This window comes from Pseudomonas sp. NPDC087358 (assembly GCF_044900785.1).
Lineage (GTDB): Bacteria > Pseudomonadota > Gammaproteobacteria > Pseudomonadales > Pseudomonadaceae > Aquipseudomonas.
Genome location: NZ_JBJDOA010000002.1, coordinates 199,451 through 220,025, shown reverse-complemented (window position 1 = coordinate 220,025; position 20,575 = coordinate 199,451). Strand labels below are relative to the sequence as shown.

17 protein-coding genes are annotated in these 20,575 nt (G+C 61.3%); 14 read left to right on the top strand and 3 right to left on the bottom strand.

Annotated elements, in window-relative coordinates; translation table 11 throughout:
* The 3 genes from ACI2KS_RS04600 to edd all read right to left on the bottom strand — a co-directional run bounded on the left by ACI2KS_RS04600 (position 1) and on the right by edd (position 3,689).
* Positions 1-738: a response regulator gene (locus ACI2KS_RS04600; RefSeq protein ID WP_404617642.1), complete on the bottom strand. Its 738-nt coding sequence runs from the start codon at positions 736-738 to the stop codon at positions 1-3.
* A 162-nt stretch (positions 739-900) separates the two neighbouring features.
* Positions 901-1,854 (bottom strand): glucokinase, encoded by a 954-nt coding sequence (locus ACI2KS_RS04595; protein WP_404618468.1) that lies wholly within the window; start codon positions 1,852-1,854, stop codon positions 901-903.
* Positions 1,855-1,862: 8 nt separating this feature from the next.
* Complete coding sequence (gene edd / locus ACI2KS_RS04590) at positions 1,863-3,689, bottom strand: phosphogluconate dehydratase (protein ID WP_404617640.1); 1,827 nt, start codon at positions 3,687-3,689, stop codon at positions 1,863-1,865.
* 237 nt (positions 3,690-3,926) lie between these two features.
* Between edd and gap the strand changes: the two genes are divergently transcribed.
* The 14 genes from gap (at position 3,927) to ACI2KS_RS04520 (ending at position 20,566) form a co-directional block, all read left to right on the top strand.
* Positions 3,927-4,928, top strand: a complete 1,002-nt coding sequence (gene gap / locus ACI2KS_RS04585; RefSeq protein ID WP_404617638.1) for a type I glyceraldehyde-3-phosphate dehydrogenase — start codon at positions 3,927-3,929, stop codon at positions 4,926-4,928.
* 248 nt (positions 4,929-5,176) lie between these two features.
* Positions 5,177-5,692: an RNA polymerase sigma factor gene (locus tag ACI2KS_RS04580; protein ID WP_404617636.1), complete on the top strand. Its 516-nt coding sequence runs from the start codon at positions 5,177-5,179 to the stop codon at positions 5,690-5,692.
* Between the two features lie 98 nt (positions 5,693-5,790).
* Positions 5,791-6,756, top strand: a complete 966-nt coding sequence (locus ACI2KS_RS04575) for a FecR family protein (RefSeq protein ID WP_404617634.1) — start codon at positions 5,791-5,793, stop codon at positions 6,754-6,756.
* 120 nt (positions 6,757-6,876) lie between these two features.
* Positions 6,877-9,465 carry a TonB-dependent receptor gene (locus ACI2KS_RS04570; protein WP_404617632.1) on the top strand — a complete coding sequence of 863 codons (2,589 nt, stop codon included), beginning with the start codon at positions 6,877-6,879 and terminating at the stop codon, positions 9,463-9,465.
* A gap of 186 nt (positions 9,466-9,651) precedes the next feature.
* Complete coding sequence (locus tag ACI2KS_RS04565; protein WP_404617630.1) at positions 9,652-10,251, top strand: biliverdin-producing heme oxygenase; 600 nt, start codon at positions 9,652-9,654, stop codon at positions 10,249-10,251.
* Between the two features lie 93 nt (positions 10,252-10,344).
* Positions 10,345-10,770, top strand: coding sequence for a YbaN family protein (locus tag ACI2KS_RS04560; protein ID WP_404617628.1), 426 nt, complete (start codon positions 10,345-10,347; stop codon positions 10,768-10,770).
* 60 nt (positions 10,771-10,830) lie between these two features.
* Positions 10,831-11,184 (top strand): DUF5064 family protein, encoded by a 354-nt coding sequence (locus ACI2KS_RS04555; protein WP_404617626.1) that lies wholly within the window; start codon positions 10,831-10,833, stop codon positions 11,182-11,184.
* A gap of 183 nt (positions 11,185-11,367) precedes the next feature.
* Positions 11,368-12,876 carry a sigma-54-dependent transcriptional regulator gene (locus tag ACI2KS_RS04550; RefSeq protein WP_404617624.1) on the top strand — a complete coding sequence of 503 codons (1,509 nt, stop codon included), beginning with the start codon at positions 11,368-11,370 and terminating at the stop codon, positions 12,874-12,876.
* 446 nt (positions 12,877-13,322) lie between these two features.
* Positions 13,323-13,706 carry a glycine cleavage system protein GcvH gene (gene gcvH / locus ACI2KS_RS04545; protein WP_404617622.1) on the top strand — a complete coding sequence of 128 codons (384 nt, stop codon included), beginning with the start codon at positions 13,323-13,325 and terminating at the stop codon, positions 13,704-13,706.
* A gap of 10 nt (positions 13,707-13,716) precedes the next feature.
* Positions 13,717-16,575 (top strand): aminomethyl-transferring glycine dehydrogenase, encoded by a 2,859-nt coding sequence (gene gcvP / locus ACI2KS_RS04540; protein ID WP_404617620.1) that lies wholly within the window; start codon positions 13,717-13,719, stop codon positions 16,573-16,575.
* Positions 16,576-16,758: 183 nt separating this feature from the next.
* Positions 16,759-18,135: an L-serine ammonia-lyase gene (locus ACI2KS_RS04535; RefSeq protein WP_404617618.1), complete on the top strand. Its 1,377-nt coding sequence runs from the start codon at positions 16,759-16,761 to the stop codon at positions 18,133-18,135.
* Between the two features lie 69 nt (positions 18,136-18,204).
* Positions 18,205-19,326 (top strand): glycine cleavage system aminomethyltransferase GcvT, encoded by a 1,122-nt coding sequence (gcvT, locus tag ACI2KS_RS04530; protein ID WP_404617616.1) that lies wholly within the window; start codon positions 18,205-18,207, stop codon positions 19,324-19,326.
* A 394-nt stretch (positions 19,327-19,720) separates the two neighbouring features.
* On the top strand, positions 19,721-19,933 hold the full coding sequence (locus tag ACI2KS_RS04525; RefSeq protein ID WP_007977299.1) for a cold-shock protein: 213 nt from the start codon (positions 19,721-19,723) through the stop codon (positions 19,931-19,933).
* A gap of 96 nt (positions 19,934-20,029) precedes the next feature.
* On the top strand, positions 20,030-20,566 hold the full coding sequence (locus tag ACI2KS_RS04520; protein WP_404617614.1) for an RDD family protein: 537 nt from the start codon (positions 20,030-20,032) through the stop codon (positions 20,564-20,566).
* Positions 20,567-20,575: the final 9 nt, after the last annotated feature.

Here is a 20,575-nt window from a genome sequence, read left to right as displayed (position 1 = left end):
TCAGTAACCGTTGCTGGCTTGCGGCAGCACATTGGCCGCCAGCAGATAACCACTGCCCCGTACGGTACGAATCAAGCGTGGCGCCTTGCCGGTGTCGCGCAGACGTTGCCGCAGCCGGCTGACCGCCATGTCGACGATACGCTCCAGCGGCATCAGTTCACGCCCACGGGTGGCATTGCCGATGGTGTCGCGGTCGAGGATCTGCTGCGGGTTGTCGAGAAACAGCTTGAGCAGCGCGAAATCGGCGCCGGACAGGATCACCTCCTCGCCGTCGCTGTGGAACAGCCGATGGCTGACCATGTCCAGCCGCCACTCGTCGAAGACCAGCACCTCGCCCCCCGCACGCTCCTGGCCGAACTGGGCACGGCGCAGCAAGGCCTTGATCCGGGCCTGGAGTTCACGCGGGCTGAAGGGTTTGGCCATGTAGTCATCGGCACCGAGTTCAAGCCCGATGACGCGGTCGGCCTCGTCGGAACTGGCGGTGAGCATGATGATCGGGACATGGGGCTGGCGCGGGTGGTGTCTGACCCAGCGGCACAGGCTGAAGCCGTCTTCGTCGGGCAGCATGACATCGAGAATCAGCAGGTCGCTGGGCTCGTCATTGAACGCCTGACGAAATTGCGCTCCATCGCCTACGGTGCGCACCTGAAAGCCGCAGCGGCTCAGGTAGGCCTGCAGCAATTCGCGAATCTCCTGGTCGTCGTCCACCACCAGGATCGATTTACTGACAGCGTTCACTTTGGTCGTCCTTGTAAGCACTGAAATTGTTGTTATGGGGTGAAACTGTTTTACGTCGCAGTGATTGCGCTCGTTCGCCTCGGTGGCAGTCCGGCTTGCCGGCGCTAGCGTCCTTGAAACCGCCACCTCCGGCAAGCCGTGCTGCTACGGGCAGGTGCCCGCTCAGCCTTGCGCGATCAACGCCTGATCCAACGCCACGCCAGCGCCCATCAGTCCCGGATACTCGGCCGTCACCAGCCACACCGGCACATCCTTGAAGTAATCCTTCATCAGGCCCTTTTGCGCAAAGGCCTTGTTGAAACCACTCTGCGTGAAGAAGTCGATGAACCGCGGGATCACCCCACCGGCAATATACACGCCGCCACGACCACCCACGGTCAATACATTGTTGCCGGCGACACGACCCAGGAACACACAGAACTGCTCCAGCACAGCGCTGGCCACTGCATCGCCAGCCAGCGCCGCCGAGGTGATGGCCGCGGGCGACTTCAATACCGGCTCGATTTCGTCCAGCGCGCAGCTGACCTGATACAGCAGCAACAGACCGGCGCCACTCAGAATCGTTTCGGCACTGACATGCTCGTGGCTGGCCATCAGGCGCATCCACAACAAGGCTTCGCGCGGACTGCCGATCGGCAGGTCGACGTGCCCGCCCTCGCCCGGCACCGCCGTCCAGTGGCTTTGACCGGTGCGGATCAGCGTACCGACACCAAGTCCGGTGCCCGGCCCGATCACCACGCGGGCAGCCTTCGGATCGCCCTTGCCGTGGCGTACGGTCAGGTATTCATCGTCGCCCAGGCGGGTCATGCCCAGCGCCATGGCCGTGAAGTCATTGACCATGATCAGGTTGTCGATCTTGAGCGCGGCGCAGAACGACTGGCGATTGATTTTCCAGTGGCTGTTGGTGAAATGAAAGTCGTCACCGGTCACCGGCCCGGCCACCGCCAGGCAGATCGAGCCGACATCGCCCAGTTGCAGCTCCAGGTCCTGCAGGTAGACCAGCAGGGCCTTCTCGGGACTGGCGTAATCGACTGTCGGGAACACCCGGATCGAATGCAATTGATCGTCTTCCCAGATGGCAAAACGAGCATTTGTGCCGCCGATATCACCCACCATCGCCAATGTCACTTGAGCGTCTCCAGATTCGAAGTAAAGGCGCTGGCGCCCTTCTCTGCCGAGCTGAAGGCCATGCGCATGAAACCGAACAGTTCGCGGCCACTGCCGACATTGTGCGACAGACGACCGATTGCCGGCTCTCTGGCGGCCAATTCTGCCGGTTCGACCAAAACTTGCAATGTTCCTTTCACGCCATCCACGCGGATGAGATCCCCATCACGCACCAGTGCCAGAGGGCCACCATCGGAAGCTTCGGGACAAACGTGAATGGCTGCCGGGATTTTTCCCGATGCGCCTGACATGCGCCCGTCGGTGATCAGCGCCACCTTGAAACCGCGATCCTGCAGCACGCCCAGAAACGGCGTCATCTTGTGCAGCTCAGGCATACCGTTGGAGCGTGGGCCCTGAAAACGCATGACCGCGACGAAATCGCACTCCAGCTCCCCGGCCTTGAACGCGTCGGCCAGATCCTGCTGATCTTCGAACACCTTGGCCGGCGCCTCGACGATCTGGTGTTCCAGTGCCACGGCCGAAACCTTCATCACGCCGCGCCCCAGATTGCCTTCCATCACCCGCAGGCCGCCTTCGGGCGAGAACGGACGGGCGATTGGGCGCAGGATGCTTTCATCCAGGCTTTCAGTCGGGCCGTCGCGCCAGACCAGCTGGCCATCCTCAAGGAACGGCTCCTGGGTATAGCGACGCAGGCCACGGCCGACCACGGTATTGACGTCCTCGTGGAGCAGGCCGGCATCGAGCAGTTCGCGAATCAGGAACGACATGCCTCCAGCGGCCTGGAAGTGGTTGATGTCGGCTTTGCCGTTCGGGTAGACGTGGGTCAGGGTCGGCACGACTTCGGAAAGGTCGGCCATGTCCTGCCAGGTCAGCTGAATGCCTGCCGACTGAGCAATGGCAGGCATGTGCAGGGTGTGGTTGGTGGAACCGCCCGTCGCGTGCAGGGCAACAATCGAGTTGACCAGCGAACGCTCGTCCACAATCTCTCCCAGTGGGATGAAATCGCCGCTTTGCTTGGTCAGACGCGTCACCTGGAACGCCGCTTCGCGGGTCAGGGCATCACGCATCGGTGTGTAGGGATTGACGAAGGAGGCGCCCGGCAAGTGCAGCCCCATGACTTCCATCAGCAGCTGGTTGGTGTTCGCCGTGCCGTAGAAGGTGCAAGTGCCCGGGCCGTGATAGGACTTCATCTCCGAGTCCAGCAGCTCCTCACGGGTCGCCTTGCCTTCGGCATAACGCTGGCGCACGTCGGCTTTCTGCTTGTTGGAAATGCCCGAGACCATCGGCCCGCCCGGGACGAAAATGGTCGGCAGATGACCGAACCGCAGCGATCCCATCAACAGACCCGGCACGATTTTGTCGCAGATGCCAAGCATCAGCGCGGCGTCGAACATGTTGTGCGACAGCGCCACGGCGGTGGCCATGGCGATGACTTCACGGCTGGCGATGCTCAGCTCCATCCCCGGCTCGCCCTGGGTCACGCCGTCGCACATGGCAGGCACGCCGCCAGCGAACTGGCCGACCGAGCCGATTTCGCGCAGGGCCTTTTTGATCTGTTCAGGAAAATGCTCGTAGGGCTGATGCGCCGAGAGCATGTCGTTGTACGAAGAAACGATGGCGACGTTGGCCGCATTCATCATCCGCAAGCTGTTTTTGTCTTCGGGCCCGCAGGCAGCGACGCCGTGGGCGAAGTTGGCGCATTGCAGCTTGCCGCGCATCGGCCCGTCGCTCGCCGCGCCCCGGATCAGTTGCAGATAGCGCTGACGGGTTTCACGGCTTCGAGCGATCAGCCGTTCGGTTACCTCAAGGACGCGGGGATGCATTGTCATGAACTCCAGGCTAGCGGATGTGGTCACCCGTTCAGGCACTTACAAAACCCGTCGATCAATCAGACCCCAAGAGAAACGCTTCAGCAAAGGCTTGATTTTTCAGACAGTTGTTATGGCTTTACGGGTTTCTATTTGTAGATAAAACAAAATACTGCCACTAAAAGGGCTTGTTTTCTATTTTTATGAGAATAATCTTGTAATTCCAACAACAAATTTACTGAGGACGGGTGTATGACTCTCCGCATCGCAATCAATGGCTTTGGCCGAATCGGCCGCAACGTCCTACGTGCACTCTATACCCAAGGCTACCGTCAGGACCTGCAAGTCGTCGCCATCAATGATCTGGGTGACAGCGAGATCAACGCCCATCTGCTCAAGTTCGATACCGTTCACGGGCCATTTGACGGCACTGTCGAGCACGACAAGGACAGTCTGACGGTCAACGGTGACCGCATTTCGGTCACGGCGATCCGCAATCCGGCAGAGTTGCCGTGGAAATCCCAGAACATCGACGTGGTCTTCGAATGCACCGGTTTCTTCACGGACCGGGACAAAGCCGCCGCGCACATCACCGCCGGTGCGAAAAAAGTCATCATTTCCGCCCCTGCCAAAGGTGCGGACGCCACCGTGGTGTACGGCGTCAACCATGACGTGCTGCGTCAGTCGCACAGTGTCATCTCCAACGCTTCCTGCACCACCAACTGCCTGGCCCCGGTGGCGCAGGTATTGAACCGCGAACTGGGCATCGAAAGCGGCCTGATGACCACGATTCATGCCTACACCAACGATCAGAACCTGATCGATGTCTATCACACCGATCCGTACCGCGCGCGCTCGGCCACTCAGTCGATGATTCCAAGCAAGACCGGCGCGGCTGAAGCGGTGGGCCTGGTGCTGCCAGAGTTGGCGGGCAAACTGACAGGCATGGCGGTGCGGGTGCCGGTGATCAACGTGTCGCTGGTGGACCTGACCATTCAGCTCAAACGCGATGCGACCGCTGAAGAAGTCAACGCGATCATGAAAGAAGCCGCTCAGCACTCCAAGATCCTGGGCTACAACACCCTGCCGCTGGTGTCCCACGACTTCAACCACAACCCGCTGTCGTCGATCTTTGATGCCAACCACACCAAGGTCAGCGGCCGCCTGCTGAAGGTATTGGCCTGGTACGACAACGAGTGGGGCTTCTCCAACCGCATGCTGGACAACTGCCTGGCACTGATGAACGCGGAGTAAGGTTCAGACCGGGGCGCAGAACGTCCCGGCCGGCGTAACCCTGCAGAGCATGGGAACAACCGATACATAACCTGTAACAGTCCGGCTTGCCGGCGGAGGCGGTCTCACAGACGTCACCGCCGGCAAGCCGGGCTGCTAAAGGCCTTGGTCTTTACTCACCCCTTTACACATTCTTTGCAACTCCCCACCTTGCCAACAGTAGAGATGATACGCATTATCATTTGCTGAATTTCTGGTCGGGTATCCCCGTGAGTCACTCCCTCTTCAATGACGTTTTCCTGGCCCGGCGGACGATACTGCTGCGCACCTTGCAGCGCATGGTGCGTAATCACAGCACCGCCGAAGACCTGCTGCAGGAAACCTATCTGCGCGTGACGCGTGCCTTGGGCGAACGAGCCATCGATCATCTCGAGCCGTTCGTGTTCCAGACCGCGCGCAATCTGGCGCTGGACCACCTGCGCGCCCGACGTATTCATTCACGCACCATGATTGACGACGCCCCCTTGAGCGACATTCATAACGTCGTTGCGCCCAACGCCGCGCTGGAAGATGCCGCTCACGCCGACCGGCTGTTGGAAAGCCTCAACGCGAGCCTGGAAAAGCTTACGCCCAGACAACAGAAGATTTTTACCCTCAGCCGCCTGAACGGCTGCAGCTATCTGGAAATCGCCGAACAACTGGGCGTTTCTGCCAGCACCGTGCAAAAGGAGCTCAAGCTGATCATGGCGATCTGTGTCGCAGTGGCTGCCCGGCTCGATCACTGATGACAGCGACCTGATCCACAAACCATAAGAAAATCGGCGGCGGCTCAGCGACTCTGACGCTAGACTCGCGCCCCACACCGTGTATCCGAGGACGCTCCTTGACGGACTCTCACTCACCTGGCCCTGCCCAAGCTGCGAAGCTGGCCGATCAAAGCACCCTGGATCAGGCATTGAGCTGGCTGATCGAGCTGGAAACGGCCGACGCTCAGACGCGCGCGCGCTTTGAACACTGGCTGGCGGCAGACCCGGCCCATCGCCAGGCCTTCGATCAGGCCCAAGCGGTGTGGAATTCACAGCCCGTGCTGGACGCTGCGGTGAAGCTCGCTGCGGCAAAAAAACCATCCGCCCTGCGCCGCCTGCGCCCGCATTGGCTGCCCCTGGCCACGGCCGCCGTGCTGTTGCTCGGTTTATTCAATTTCAGCGACCTGCCATTACGTCTCAAAGCCGATCACCTGACGGTTGCCGGCGAGCGCCAGCGCCTGGAGCTTGCCGACGGCTCGAAGGTACTGCTCAACACCCGATCGGCCTTCTCCAGCGAGCTGGATGACCGTCAGCGCGTCGCCCGGTTGTACGAGGGTGAGGCGTTTTTCGAGGTGCCCACCGCCAAGGGCTTGCCGCTGGAGGTCGAAGCCGGGCCGGTGCGCATGAGCGCCAGCAGTAGCGCGTTCGCCGTGCGCTACCTGGACGGCGTAGCGCAGATCCAGGTCGAGCGCGGCGCGCTGGATGTGCGCGCCACCCGTGGCAATTCTCAAGTGAGCCTGGGCGCAGGCGACAGCCTTCGGGTCGGGCCCGATGGTTTCGGTGATCGGAAAAAGATCGATCAGGGCAAGGACCTGGCCTGGATCGAGGGGCGGCTGGTCTTCGATAACTGCCCCATGGGCGAGGTGTTGGCCGAGTTGCGCCGCTACTACCCAGGCTGGATCGTCAGCGCCAGCACACGTCTGGATCAGGTGGCCGTCACGGGCAATTACCGTCTGGACAACCCGCTGGACGTGGTTCGCTCCCTGGCGCAAATCACCCGCGCACGCCTGCACGAGCTGCCCGCAATGGTGATCCTGGACTGAGCCTGAATATTTTTACGCGATAACCGTTCGTCGTACGTCTCGTTATAGCCAATGCAAGTGATTCCTATTCATAAAACACTTGCTAACACTTAACGACCCGCACGACAGGGAGCGCTATCGATGCCGTTCACGTTCACCCCGGCCACCTCCGACTCGCCGAGAACCACCCGCCACTACGCCCTTTCGCTGCTCACCGTAGCGCTCTTCGCCGCAGGCCTGCACAGCGCACCTGCGGCAGCCGCCGAAGCGCCCGCGCGTGTTGCCGGCAACTATCCGTTCTCGATCAGCCAGCAACCCTTGGTATCGGCCCTGAACGAGTTCAGCAACGTCACCGGCTGGCAGGTGGGCATGTCCTCGGATCTGGCGAAGAACATCATCTCGCCGGGTGTCAACGGCACGATGTCTGCGGATAAGGCGCTGGAGCGCCTGCTGACCGGCAGTAACCTGAATTACCGCAATCTGGGCAACAACAACGTGGTGCTGGAAAAACGCAGCGCCGCAGGTGCCCTGGCGCTGGATCAGGTGACGGTCAGTGCGACCCGTCAGGCGCAGTCTGTCGATTCCGTACCCAGTACCGTCACTGTGCATGAACGGTCCGACCTGGATCGGCAGAACGTCAATGACATTCGCGATCTGGTGCGCTATGAGCCTGGCGTTTCGGTAGGCGGAGCCGGTCAGCGCGCGGGCACCAGCGGCTACAACATTCGCGGCATCGACGGCGACCGGATCCTGACTCAGGTCGATGGCGTCGAAGTGCCGGACAATTACTTCTCCGGCCCCTACGCCAACACTCATCGCAATTACGTCGACCCGGAGATCGTCAAGCGCGTCGAAATTCTCCGCGGCCCGGCCTCGGCCCTGTATGGCAGCAGCGCCATTGGCGGGGCGGTGAGTTATTACACCCTGGACCCTGAAGACATCATCAAGCCGGGCAGCGATGTCGGCGCACGCTTGAAGACGGGCTACAGCTCGGCAGACAACAGCTGGTTGAACTCGGCGACCGTCGCCGGGCGTCAGGGTGAGGTCGACGCATTGCTGCATGTCAGCCAGCGCAACGGCCGTGAAACCGAATCCTACGGCGAGCACGGCGGCACCGGCCTGAATCGAACTGCCGCCAACCCCGAGGATGTTCGCACCACCAACGTATTGGCCAAGCTGGGCTGGAACTACGGCGACAACGATCGCCTGGCCTTGACCTACGAAAAATTCAAGGACGATACCGACACCGATCAGAAAAGCGCTGTTGGCGGGCCTTTCACCGGAGGCAGGGGCTTCGGTTTTTATCAAGGTCGTGAAGGCAACGACACCATCACCCGCGAGCGTTTCGGGCTGGAAAAGGCCTTCGCCCTCGATAGCCTGCTGGCCGACAACGTCAAATGGAGCCTGAACTACCAGATCGCCAAGACCGACCAGACCACCCTTGAGCGTTATGTGCCTGGCAGCCGCGATGTCTGGCGCACCCGCGATACCTATTACAAGGAACGCCAGTGGATCTTCGATGCCCAGCTGGACAAGGCGTTCAGCATCGGTGACACCGAACATCTGTTGACCTACGGCACCACCCTCAAGCAGCAGAAAGTCACCGGTGAGCGCAGCGGCACCGCGACCTGCGCCGCGGTTCTGGGTACCTGCCGCACTGTCGGCGCGCCGAGCCCGAGTGCCTCCGACAGCCTGGCCGCCACAAGCGACTTCCCTGACCCGACCATCAACACTTACGCCCTGTTCGCGCAGGACCAGATCAAGTGGGGTGACTGGACCTTCATGCCGGGCGCACGTTACGACTACACCACCCTCGACCCGCACGTGACCGAAGAATTTCTGCGCGCGGTCAGCCTGACCAGCGCCGACCAGTTCAACGACAAACAGAAGAAATGGCATCGCCTGTCGCCCAAGCTGGGTGTGACCTACGCCATCGACGACGCCTACACCTGGTATGGCCAGTACGCAGAAGGTTTCCGCACGCCGAGCGCCAAGGCGTTGTATGGCCGCTTCGAGAACCTCAACACCGGCTATGTCGTGGAGCCCAATCCCGATCTTGAGCCCGAGAAGAGCAAAAGCTACGAGACCGGTCTGCGCGGACGGTTCGATGAGGGCTCGTTCGACGTGGCGGTGTTCTATAACAAGTACCGCGATTTCATCAACGAAGACGCGATCCAGCCGGCGACTTCCACCGAAGCGGTGTTCCAGTCCAATAACATCCGGCACGCCACGATCAAGGGCATCGAACTCAAGGGTCGCTTGAACCTCGACAGCTTCGGCGCGCCACATGGCCTCTACACCCAGGGTTCGCTGGCGTATCTGTATGGTCGTAACGACGACAGCGGCCAGCCGATCAATAGCGTCAACCCGCTGACCGGCGTGTTCGGCCTGGGGTATGACCAGGGTAACTATGGCGGCTTGTTGAACTGGACCCTGGTCAAACGCAAGACCCGCGTAGACGACACCAACTTCCACGCGCCTGACGGCTCCTCCACCCAGTTCAAGACCCCAGGCTTCGGTTTGCTCGACCTGACCGGCTATTACAAGGTCAGCGACGATGTGACCGTCAGCGGCGGCCTCTACAACCTCGCCGACAAGAAATACTGGTTGTGGGATGACGTGCGCGGTTATGACGGCGTTGGCGAAGCGGGCGTGACCGCGCCTGCCAATCTCGATCGCCTGACCCAGCCGGGTCGCAACTTCGCGATCAATCTGGTGTGGGACATCTGACAGGCACTGCGCCTTCTGTAGGAGCCGGCGTGCTGGCGAACCCGATAGGTCAGACGGCACATCCGTCTCTGACATGCCGCATTCGCCAGCAAGCCGGCTCCTACAAGGGCACATCGCCGGGTTTGCGTTTTACGTTTTTGCAGCCGCTCATTCGTCTCGTCTACAAGCGTTCACAAGGAAGACACCATGCATCAAGACTCGATTCGTCGCTCCCAGCGCCTGAACCAGATCACCCACGCGCCCCATGAGCAACTGGACAAGGCGGTCAAGGCCCATGCCCCCTTCGAAACCCTTGCCAGCTACAGCCGTTTTCTGAGCGCTCAATACCTGTTTCAGCAGGAACTCAAAGCGCTGTACAGCGATCCCCGATTGACTGCATTGATCGCCGACCTCCCCCAGCGTTGCCGCGCCGAACAGGCCAAGGCCGACCTGCACGACCTTGATGCGCCGGTTCCTGCGCCTGTGCCCGGCGCAGTCGCCAACGTAGCGCTGGCCGAGGCGCTGGGCTGGCTGTTCGTATCCGAAGGTTCGAAACTGGGCGCCGCCTTCCTGATCAAGCGCGCTGCAGCCCTGAACCTCACTGAAAGCTTCGGCGCGCGCCACCTCGGTGAGCCCGCCGGTGGTCGCGCCGACGGCTGGAAGCAATTTGTTCGTCTGCTCGACGAGCTGCCTTTGAGCGAAGAACAGGAACGCCAGACAGATCGCGGCGCCGTGGCTGCCTTCGAGCGCTTCAACGTGCTCCTGCAACATGCCTATACGTCGGCTGCAGCGGCCGAACCTGCCTGAAAGAGCGCGCTTGGCGCCCCACGCTGGTAAGCTGGGCGCCATTGCCGGGCACAACCTTGCAACGCATTTTCACCCTGCCGTATCCCGAGACTCATGACCAGCACACCTGAAGGCAGCAAACTGTCCCGCATCCTGTTTGGCATCCTGGCCTATGTAAGCCTGACGATCGGTATCATTGCGATATTCATTCCAGGGCTGCCCACGACCGAATTCATTCTCCTGGCCGCCTGGGCTGCGACCAAAAGCTCGCCACGCCTGAGCGCCTGGCTGGAAAACCATCGCCTGTTCGGGCCCATGCTGAGCAACTGGCGCAACGGCAAGCTGATTGCCCGCAGCGCCAAGATCAGCGCCACCGTGACCATGCTGATCTGCGCGGTGATGATGCTGGTGGTGCTCAAGCACAACTGGTGGATCTACTTCGCGGTGGCCGGCATGCTGTTGGTCAATCTGTGGATCTGGTCGCGACCTGAGCCTGGCAGGCAAGCCAGCGAATGCACGGAGTCTTCCGGCCAGCGCTGAACCGCCGCCCCGGGCGACGGTCTGCTCCTTACCGACATCGTTTGTTGAGGGATCAGTCTCATGTTCGAGCCAGGCCACCTGCACATTACCCGCACCGCCGTCCAGCCGGACGAGGTCGGCTACGACATCCACCTTCGCTACGAACTCTGCCAGACCGCCGACGCCTGCCAGGGCATGCACTTCAGCATGGAAGGTCAGATCAACGGCAAGACACTCAACGAAGCGTTCGACCTGCCCAAGGACATGGCCTACAACTTCGCCAGCAAGGCCTCGCGCCTCGCTGAAAAACACGGCCTGCCCAAAGGCACCGATCTTCACGCGATGCACGGCCAGTACGACGCCATGTTCGAAGACATTCGCGAAAAGCTCGACATGAAGTCCGGTGATCCAGTGAAACCGGAGCATTTGCAGTGATCACTCGAACACACAGCCTGTAGGAGTGAGCTTGCTCGCGATAGTGTTTTGTCAGTCAACGTACCCAAGACTGCTTCAACGCAATCGCGAGCAAGCTCACTCCTACAGGGGCTAACACCGCGAACGCACGCGAGATTACTGGCATAATCGCCCCGGTCTCCCGCCCGAAGCCCTCCGCCTCCCATGCGCATCCACGTCACATTCATCGACCGCGTCGGCATCACCCAGGAAGTCCTGGCGATTCTCGGCGGGCGGAACCTGAACCTCGACGCGGTGGAAATGGTCCCGCCCAACGTCTACATCGACGCCCCCACCCTCAGTCATGAGGTGCTGGAGGAACTCAAGGACCGATTGTTTCGCGTACGCGGCGTGGAAGCCATCACGGTGGTCGATATCCTCCCCGGTCAACGTCGCCATCTGCAACTGGACGCGCTGCTCGCCGCCATGACCGACCCGGTGCTGGCCCTGGACAGCGCTGGCGACATCCTGCTGGCCAACCCGGCGCTGGTAGCGTTGTACGGTCGCGAACCTGCCGGGGAATCTGTCGGCGAATTGTTTTCCGACCCTGGTCTGCAATCAGCGCTGCTGGAGAACGGCTTTCGCCTGCCATTGCGCGAGGTCACGCTCAACGGCGAGGCGCTGCTGCTCGATGCCACGCCGATCACCGATGCCGGTGCGCTGCTGACCCTGTACCTGCCCAGCCGCATCGGCGAACGGCTTTCGGCCCTGCACCACGACCACGCCGAAGGCTTCGATGCCTTGCTCGGCGACTCCGCCCCGATCCGCACCCTCAAGGCCCGTGCTCAGCGCGTGGCGGCACTGGATGCGCCGCTGCTGATCCAGGGCGAAACCGGTACCGGCAAGGAGCTGGTGGCGCGCGCCTGTCATGCCGTCAGCGCGCGCAACGGTGCGCCGTTCCTGGCGCTCAACTGCGCCGCACTCCCGGAAAACCTCGCCGAGAGCGAGCTGTTCGGTTACGCCCCAGGGGCCTTCACCGGCGCCCAGCGCGGCGGCAAACCCGGCCTGATGGAGCTGGCAAACAAGGGCACGGTGTTTCTCGATGAAATCGGCGAGATGTCCCCTTACTTGCAGGCCAAACTGCTGCGGTTCCTCAATGACGGCAGCTTTCGGCGGGTCGGTGGCGACAAGGAAGTCCAGGTCAACGTCCGAATCCTCAGCGCGACCCATCGCAATCTGGAAAAAATGGTCGCCGAAGGCACCTTTCGTGAAGACCTGTTCTATCGCCTGAACGTGCTCAATCTGGAAGTCCCGCCGCTGCGCGAACGCGGGCAGGATATCCTGATGCTCGCGCGCTATTTCATGGAGCAGGCCTGCACCCAGATCCAGCGCCCGGTGTGCCGTCTCGCACCCGGCACCTACCCTGCGCTACTCGGTAACCGCTGGCCGGGTAACGTCCGGCAGCTGCAGAACGTGATTTTCCGCGCAGCGGCGATCTGCGAAAGCTCGCTGGTGGACATTGGTGACCTGGACATCGCCGGCACCTCGGTGGCGCGGCAAAGCGATGGGGAAATCGACAGCCTGGAAGCCGCGGTCGAGGATTTCGAGAAATCGCTGCTGGAAAAACTCTACAGCCACTACCCCTCGACCCGACAACTGGCCGCGCGCTTGCAAACCTCACACACAGCGATTGCCCATCGATTGCGCAAGTACGGGATCTCTGGAAAAACCTGAGGCAGCGGACAGGAACGGCTTCTGCCGCAGGCGTGGGAGCTCGGCTTGCCAGCGATCTGCCGCGCAGCGGTAGTAAATCCTGCATCCCGGTTAATCCTGAAACATCGGGTAGGCACTATGTACGACCGGTTCCCGGCCGATCGCGGGCAAGCCTCGCTCCCATGGGCTCGACCGAGAATCAAACGCGCCTGGAACGATTTCGAAACAGCGTATCGATATCATTCCACAGCCATCGAATCCCCTGTCTACAAGGCCTTGATCCCACAGCGGTTTTCAAACCTCGTCCATCTGTATCGATTTCGCTACAGCCCGCTCGCTGCGAAAATCCCCAGAATCGCTGAAAGCCTTGAATAACGGGCCTTGCATGGTGTTGGCCGCAAACTTGCTATGACGTTCTGATCATGCTCGCGCCAACGACGAGCGATTGTTCATTCTGGGGAGTTTCCATGACCGAGTTGCGTTTTACCGAAGACCACGAGTGGCTGCGTGCCGAAACAGACGGCAGCGTCACAGTCGGTATCACCGCTTTCGCACAGGAAGCACTGGGTGACGTGGTTTTCGTGCAACTGCCAGAGCTGCAGGCCTACGACAAGGGCGCCGAAGCAGCTACTGTTGAATCGGTGAAAGCCGCCAGCGGTGTGTACATGCCGCTCGATGGTCAAGTGGTCGAAATCAACCCGGCGCTGGACGCCAATCCCGAACTGGTCAACGAAGACCCGATCGGCCAGGGCTGGTTCTTCCGTTTTATCCCTTCCGACGCCGCCGCTGTCGGCCAACTGCTGGATCAGGACGCTTACGACCGTCTGATCAAAGCCAACGCCGAAGCCTGAGGAACGCGAAATGACTGATCGCATCGAATTGAGCACCGCCAACGAGTTCATCGCCCGTCACATCGGCCCACGCGCCGACGACGAACAGGCCATGCTCGCGACCCTGGGTTTCGACTCGCTGGAGGCCCTGAGCGCCAGCGTCATCCCTGAGTCCATCAAGGGCACCAGCGTGCTGGGCCTGTCCGCCGGGCAAAGTGAAGCCGACGCACTGGCAGACATCAAAGCCATTGCCAGCAAGAATCAACTGTTCAAGACCTTCATCGGCCAGGGTTACTACAACACCCACACGCCGGCGCCGATCCTGCGCAACCTGCTGGAAAACCCGGCCTGGTACACCGCTTACACCCCGTATCAGCCGGAGATTTCCCAAGGCCGCCTGGAGTCGCTGCTCAACTTCCAGACCCTGATCAGCGACCTGACCGGCCTGCCGATCGCCAACGCCTCGCTGCTCGATGAAGCCACCGCCGCTGCCGAAGCCATGACTTTCTGCAAACGCCTGAGCAAGAACAAAGGCAGCCACAAGTTTTTCGCCTCGGCCCATTGCCACCCACAGACCCTCGACGTGCTGCGCACCCGTGCCGAGCCGCTGGGTATCGAGGTGGTCGTGGCTGATGAAACTCAGTTGAGCGATGTCAGCGAGTTCTTCGGTGCCCTGCTGCAATACCCGGCCAGCAATGGTGACGTTTTCGACTACCGCGAACTGGTCGAGCGCTTCCACGCCGCCAACGCACTGGTCGCCGTCGCAGCAGACCTGCTGGCACTGACCCTGCTGACCCCTCCGGGCGAATTCGGCGCCGATGTGGCCATCGGCAGCGCGCAACGCTTCGGTGTACCCCTGGGTTTCGGCGGCCCGCACGCTGCTTATTTCTCCACCAAAGACGCCTACAAGCGCGACATGCCAGGGCGACTGGTGGGCGTGTCCATCGACCGCTTCGGCAAGACTGCCCTGCGTCTGGCCATGCAGACCCGCGAACAACATATTCGCCGCGAAAAGGCCACCAGTAACATCTGCACCGCGCAGGTGCTGCTGGCCAACATCGCCAGCATGTACGCCGTGTACCACGGCCCGCGCGGCCTGACGCGCATCGCCAACCGCGTGCATCACCTGACCGCGATCCTCGCCAACGGCCTGAGCCAGCTGGGCCTGGATGCCGAGCAGGCGTTCTTCTTCGACAGCATCACCCTGAACACCGGCGCGCGCACGGCCGAGCTGCATGCCAAGGCACGCGCTGCGCGGGTCAACCTGCGCGAAGTGGACGCCCAACACCTGGGCCTGTCGCTGGACGAAACCACCCAGCAAGCCGACATCGAAGTGCTCTGGAAGCTGTTCGCCGCCGAGGGTCAGGCCTTGCCTGAGTTCGCTGCACTGGCGAGCAGCGTCGAGGCACGCCTGCCAGCGGAACTGAAGCGTCAGTCGCCGATTCTCAGCCACCCGGTGTTCAACCGTTACCACTCCGAAACCGAGCTGATGCGCTACCTGCGTCGCCTGGCCGACAAGGACCTGGCGCTGGACCGCACCATGATTCCGCTGGGCTCGTGCACCATGAAGCTCAACGCGGCCAGCGAAATGATCCCGGTGACCTGGGCCGAGTTCGGCAACCTGCACCCGTTCGCCCCGGCCGAGCAAAGCGCCGGCTACCAGCAACTGACCGACGAACTGGAAGCGATGCTGTGTGCCGCCACCGGTTACGACGCGATCTCCCTGCAGCCAAACGCTGGCTCCCAGGGCGAGTATGCCGGCCTGCTGGCGATTCGTGCCTACCACCAGAGCCGCGGCGATGACCGTCGCGATATCTGCCTGATCCCGTCGTCGGCCCACGGCACCAATCCGGCGACCGCTAACATGGCCGGCATGCGGGTAGTCGTGACCGCCTGCGACGCGCGTGGCAACGTCGACATCGAAGACCTGCGTGCCAAGGCCATCGAGCACCGCGAACACCTCGCCGCGCTGATGATCACCTACCCGTCCACCCACGGTGTGTTCGAGGAAGGCATCCGCGAAATCTGCGGAATCGTTCACGACAACGGCGGCCAGGTGTACATCGACGGCGCCAACATGAACGCCATGGTCGGCCTCTGCGCTCCAGGCAAGTTCGGCGGCGACGTGTCCCACCTGAACCTGCACAAGACCTTCTGCATTCCCCACGGCGGTGGCGGCCCGGGCGTCGGCCCGATCGGCGTGAAGTCGCACCTGGCACCGTTTCTGCCGGGTCACGGCAAGATGGAGCGCAAGGAAGGCGCAGTCTGCGCGGCGCCTTTCGGCAGCGCGAGCATTCTGCCGATTACCTGGATGTACATCCGCATGATGGGTGGCGAAGGCCTCAAGCGTGCTTCGCAGCTGGCGATCCTCAATGCCAACTACATTTCCCGTCGCCTGGAAGAGCATTACCCGGTGCTGTACACCGGCAGCAGTGGTCTGGTGGCGCATGAATGCATCCTTGATTTGCGCCCACTCAAGGAAACCAGCGGTATCAGCGTCGATGACGTGGCCAAGCGCCTGATCGATTTCGGTTTCCACGCCCCGACCATGTCGTTCCCGGTGGCGGGCACGCTGATGATCGAGCCGACCGAGAGCGAATCCAAAGAAGAACTGGACCGCTTCTGCGACGCGATGATTCACATTCGCCAAGAGATCCGCGCAGTGGAAAGCGGCACGCTGGACAAAGACGACAACCCACTGAAAAACGCGCCGCATACCGCAGCCGAACTGGTGGGCCAGTGGAGCCATCCGTACAGCCGCGAGCAAGCGGTATACCCGGTTGCCTCGCTGATCGAAGGCAAGTACTGGCCACCGGTGGGTCGCGTCGACAACGTGTTCGGCGACCGCAACCTGATCTGCGCCTGCCCGTCCATCGAAGACTACGCTTAACCTGCCACCTCGCGCGCTTCCATGCCCTTGCATGGGAGCGATCACGTCTTGTAGGAGCCGGCTTGCTGGCGAATGCGTCCGTCCAGACCCCTTTATGCTGTCTGTCCTGTCGCATTCGCCAGCAAGCCGGCTCCTACAGGGATCGTGCCCACCGCCATAAAAAGAATGACTCGGAGCCCAATCATGTCCCTGAGCGTGTTTGACCTGTTCAAGATCGGCATTGGTCCCTCCAGCTCCCACACCGTAGGCCCGATGCGAGCCGCAGCGCGCTTCGCCGAAGGTCTGCGTCGTGACCAATTGCTTGAAACCACCACCTGCGTGAAAGTCGAGCTATACGGCTCGCTCGGCGCCACCGGCAAGGGCCACGGCAGTGACAAGGCTGTGCTGCTGGGCTTGGAAGGCGAGCACCCGGATACCGTCGACACCGAACAGGTGGCCGAGCGCCTGCAACGCATCCGCAGCAGCGGGCGGCTGAACCTGTTGGGCGAACACGCCATCGATTTCGTCGAGAAGCAGCACCTGGCGATGATCCGCAAACCCCTGCCCTACCATCCCAACGGCATGATCTTCCGAGCCTTCGATGCGGCTGGGCTGCAGATTCGCAGCCGCGAGTACTACTCGGTGGGCGGCGGGTTCGTGGTCGATGAAGACGCCGCCGGTGCAGATCGCATCGTGGAAGACAGCACCCCACTGCCCTACCCGTTCAAGACCGGCAAGGAACTGCTGGCCCACTGCGCGAGCACCGGGTTGTCCATCAGCCAGATCATGCTGGCCAACGAAGCCGCCTGGCGGCCTGAGGCAGATACCCGCCTGGGCCTGCTGAATATCTGGCAAGTGATGCAGGATTGCGTTGAAGCCGGGTGCCGAAACGAAGGCATCCTGCCCGGCGGCCTTAAGGTCAAGCGGCGTGCGGCGGCGCTGCATCGCCAGCTGTGCAAGAACCCGGAAGCAGCACTGCGTGATGCCCTGTCCGTGCTGGACTGGGTCAATCTGTATGCGCTGGCGGTCAATGAAGAAAACGCCAACGGCGGTCGTGTGGTCACCGCGCCCACCAATGGCGCGGCGGGGATCATCCCGGCGGTGTTGCATTACTACATGCGCTTTATCACCGGTGCCAACGAAGATGACGTGGTGCGCTTCCTGCTGACTGCTGCTGCGATCGGCATTCTGTACAAGGAAAATGCCTCGATCTCCGGCGCAGAGGTCGGTTGCCAGGGTGAGGTCGGCGTGGCCTGCTCCATGGCTGCCGGTGCGCTCTGCGAAGTCTTGGGCGGTAACGTACAGCAAGTGGAAAACGCCGCTGAAATCGGCATGGAACACAATCTGGGCCTGACTTGCGATCCGATTGGCGGCCTGGTTCAGGTGCCCTGCATCGAGCGCAACGCGATGGGTTCGGTCAAAGCGATCAACGCTGTGCGTATGGCCCTGCGCGGTGACGGTCAGCATTTTGTCTCGCTGGATAAGGTGATCCGCACCATGCGCCAGACCGGCGCCGACATGAAAAGCAAATACAAGGAAACAGCCCGTGGCGGGCTGGCCGTGAACATTATCGAGTGCTGATACCAGCCCATTTCGTGGTGTTTCATGCCCGACGGGCAGGAACCCGCAAAAGTCTTGAAGGAGTCATCCATGTCCACAGAACTGCTGAAAACCCCGCTCAACGCCCTGCACCGTGAACTGGGCGCCAAGATGGTCGAATTCGCCGGCTACGACATGCCGGTGCAATACCCGGCCGGGGTGATGAAGGAGCATTTGCACACCCGCGAGCAAGCCGGTCTGTTTGATGTCTCGCACATGGGCCAGATCCTGCTCAGCGGCGCAAATGCCGCAAAGGCCCTGGAAACCCTGGTGCCAGTAGACATCATCGACCTGCCCGTGGGCATGCAGCGTTACGCCATGTTCACCAACGAAAGCGGCGGCATCCTCGACGACCTGATGGTCGCCAACCTGGGTAACGATCAGTTGATGCTGGTGGTGAACGCGGCCTGCAAGAACGAAGATCTGGCCCACCTGCAAAAACACATCGGCGATCAGTGCGGCATCAAACCGCTGTTCGATGAGCGCGCCCTGCTCGCCCTTCAAGGCCCACAAGCGGTAACCGCGCTTGCGCGCCTGGCGCCGGATGTGGCGAAGATGACCTTCATGCAGTACACCTCCTGCAACATCGATGGCATCGACTGCTATGTCAGCCGCTCGGGCTACACCGGTGAAGATGGTTACGAAATTTCCGTCCCGGCCGATCAGGCAGAGTCCCTGGCCCGTCGCCTGCTGGCCGAGCCGCAAGTTGCGCCCATCGGCCTGGGCGCCCGTGACTCGCTGCGCCTGGAAGCAGGCTTGTGTCTCTACGGCCACGACATGAACACCCAAACCACACCGATTCAGGCCAGCCTGCTGTGGGCCATCTCCAAGGTCCGCCGTGCCGACGGTGCACGCGCGGGAGGTTTCCCCGGCGCCGAACACATCTTCGCCCAGCACCAAAGCGGTGCGGCGCGCAAACGCGTGGGCCTGTTGCCGCAGGAGCGTACCCCGGTCCGGGAAGGCGCAGAAATCGTCGACGCCGACGGCACTGTAATCGGCATGATCTGCAGCGGCGGTTTTGGTCCAACGCTGGGCGGGCCGCTGGCCATGGGCTACCTGGACGCTGCATTCACCGCGCTCGAAACGCCGGTATGGGCCATCGTCCGTGGTAAGAAAGTCCCGATGCTGGTCAGCAAAATGCCTTTCGTTGCACCACGTTACTTCCGCGGTTAATCACACCGTCAAAAAACTGCGGCACCGCAACAGTGCATGAAACTGTGCGAATGCCGCAGTCTGGCGCCGCTCCCAAACAGCAATCAAACTGTCAGAAAATTGCACTTCCAGATCAGCCTTTACAGCAAAAACTATCGATTGATCGGACTTGGTTAAAGTTTTCAAAAAGCCGGCCAAACCCCCTGAAACCGGGCATATCCGGGGCTTGTTTTTTCTGCGAGAGTTAGCGTAGAGTTTCTCGACTGTGTTTGCATGGGTCGCTGGGATCGTGACCTGGGCAGTAGCGCCAAAAGCAATGCTACATCCCGCTCTACGTTTCTTCTTCCTGCAACCAGCCCAGTACTCTTTCGTGCGAAAGGGACTGTCATTAATTTATGCTCCAAGGAATAAGAAAATGTCCCAACGTCAGAGCGGTACCGTTAAGTGGTTTAACGACGAGAAAGGTTTTGGTTTTATCACTCCAGAGAGCGGTCCGGATCTGTTCGTCCACTTCCGCGCTATTCAGGGCAACGGCTTCAAAAGCCTGAAAGAAGGCCAGAAGGTCACTTTCATCGCCGTGCAGGGCCAGAAAGGCATGCAGGCTGACGAAGTACAAGCCGAAGCCTGATCGCTGAAGCACAAAAGCCCCTGATGGCAACGTCAGGGGCTTTTTTATGCCTGCGATTGCGTAAACTGCCTGCTTTGCGGTGAAGAGCGCTGCCCCATGCCCAAACACTTGCTTCGCCCCCAAGGGGACTTCCCCGCTGCAGGTCTGGGCCGGCGCCTGGCTGCCATTTTTTACGACGCCCTGTTGTGCGTCGCACTGCTGATGGTGACGACGTTCATCTACAAGTTGGTCTGGATGGGGGTCGTCGGGCAAGTGAAGCTGCGCCAGTTGTCAGAGTCCGGCGCGCTGGACGGCGACCCTCTGCTCTCGACCCTGCTGCTGTTCGCGCTGTTTGCCTTCTTCGCCAAGTTCTGGACCCACTCCGGGCAGACCCTGGGGATGCAAGTCTGGGGCATCCGTGTGCAAAACGCCGACGGCTCCGGCATCAGCCTGTGGCAAGCGCTGCTGCGCTTTGTCGTGGCGATCGCCTCCTGGCTGTGCATGGGTCTTGGGTTCTTCTGGAGCTTGTTCGACAAACACAAACGCAGCTGGCATGACATGTACTCCGAGACCCGGTTGGTGCACATTCCCCGGCAGAAAAAGTCCGTTTCAGGACCGTCTGCGAGCGATCAGCCACAAAAAAGCCGACCCTGAGGTCGGCTT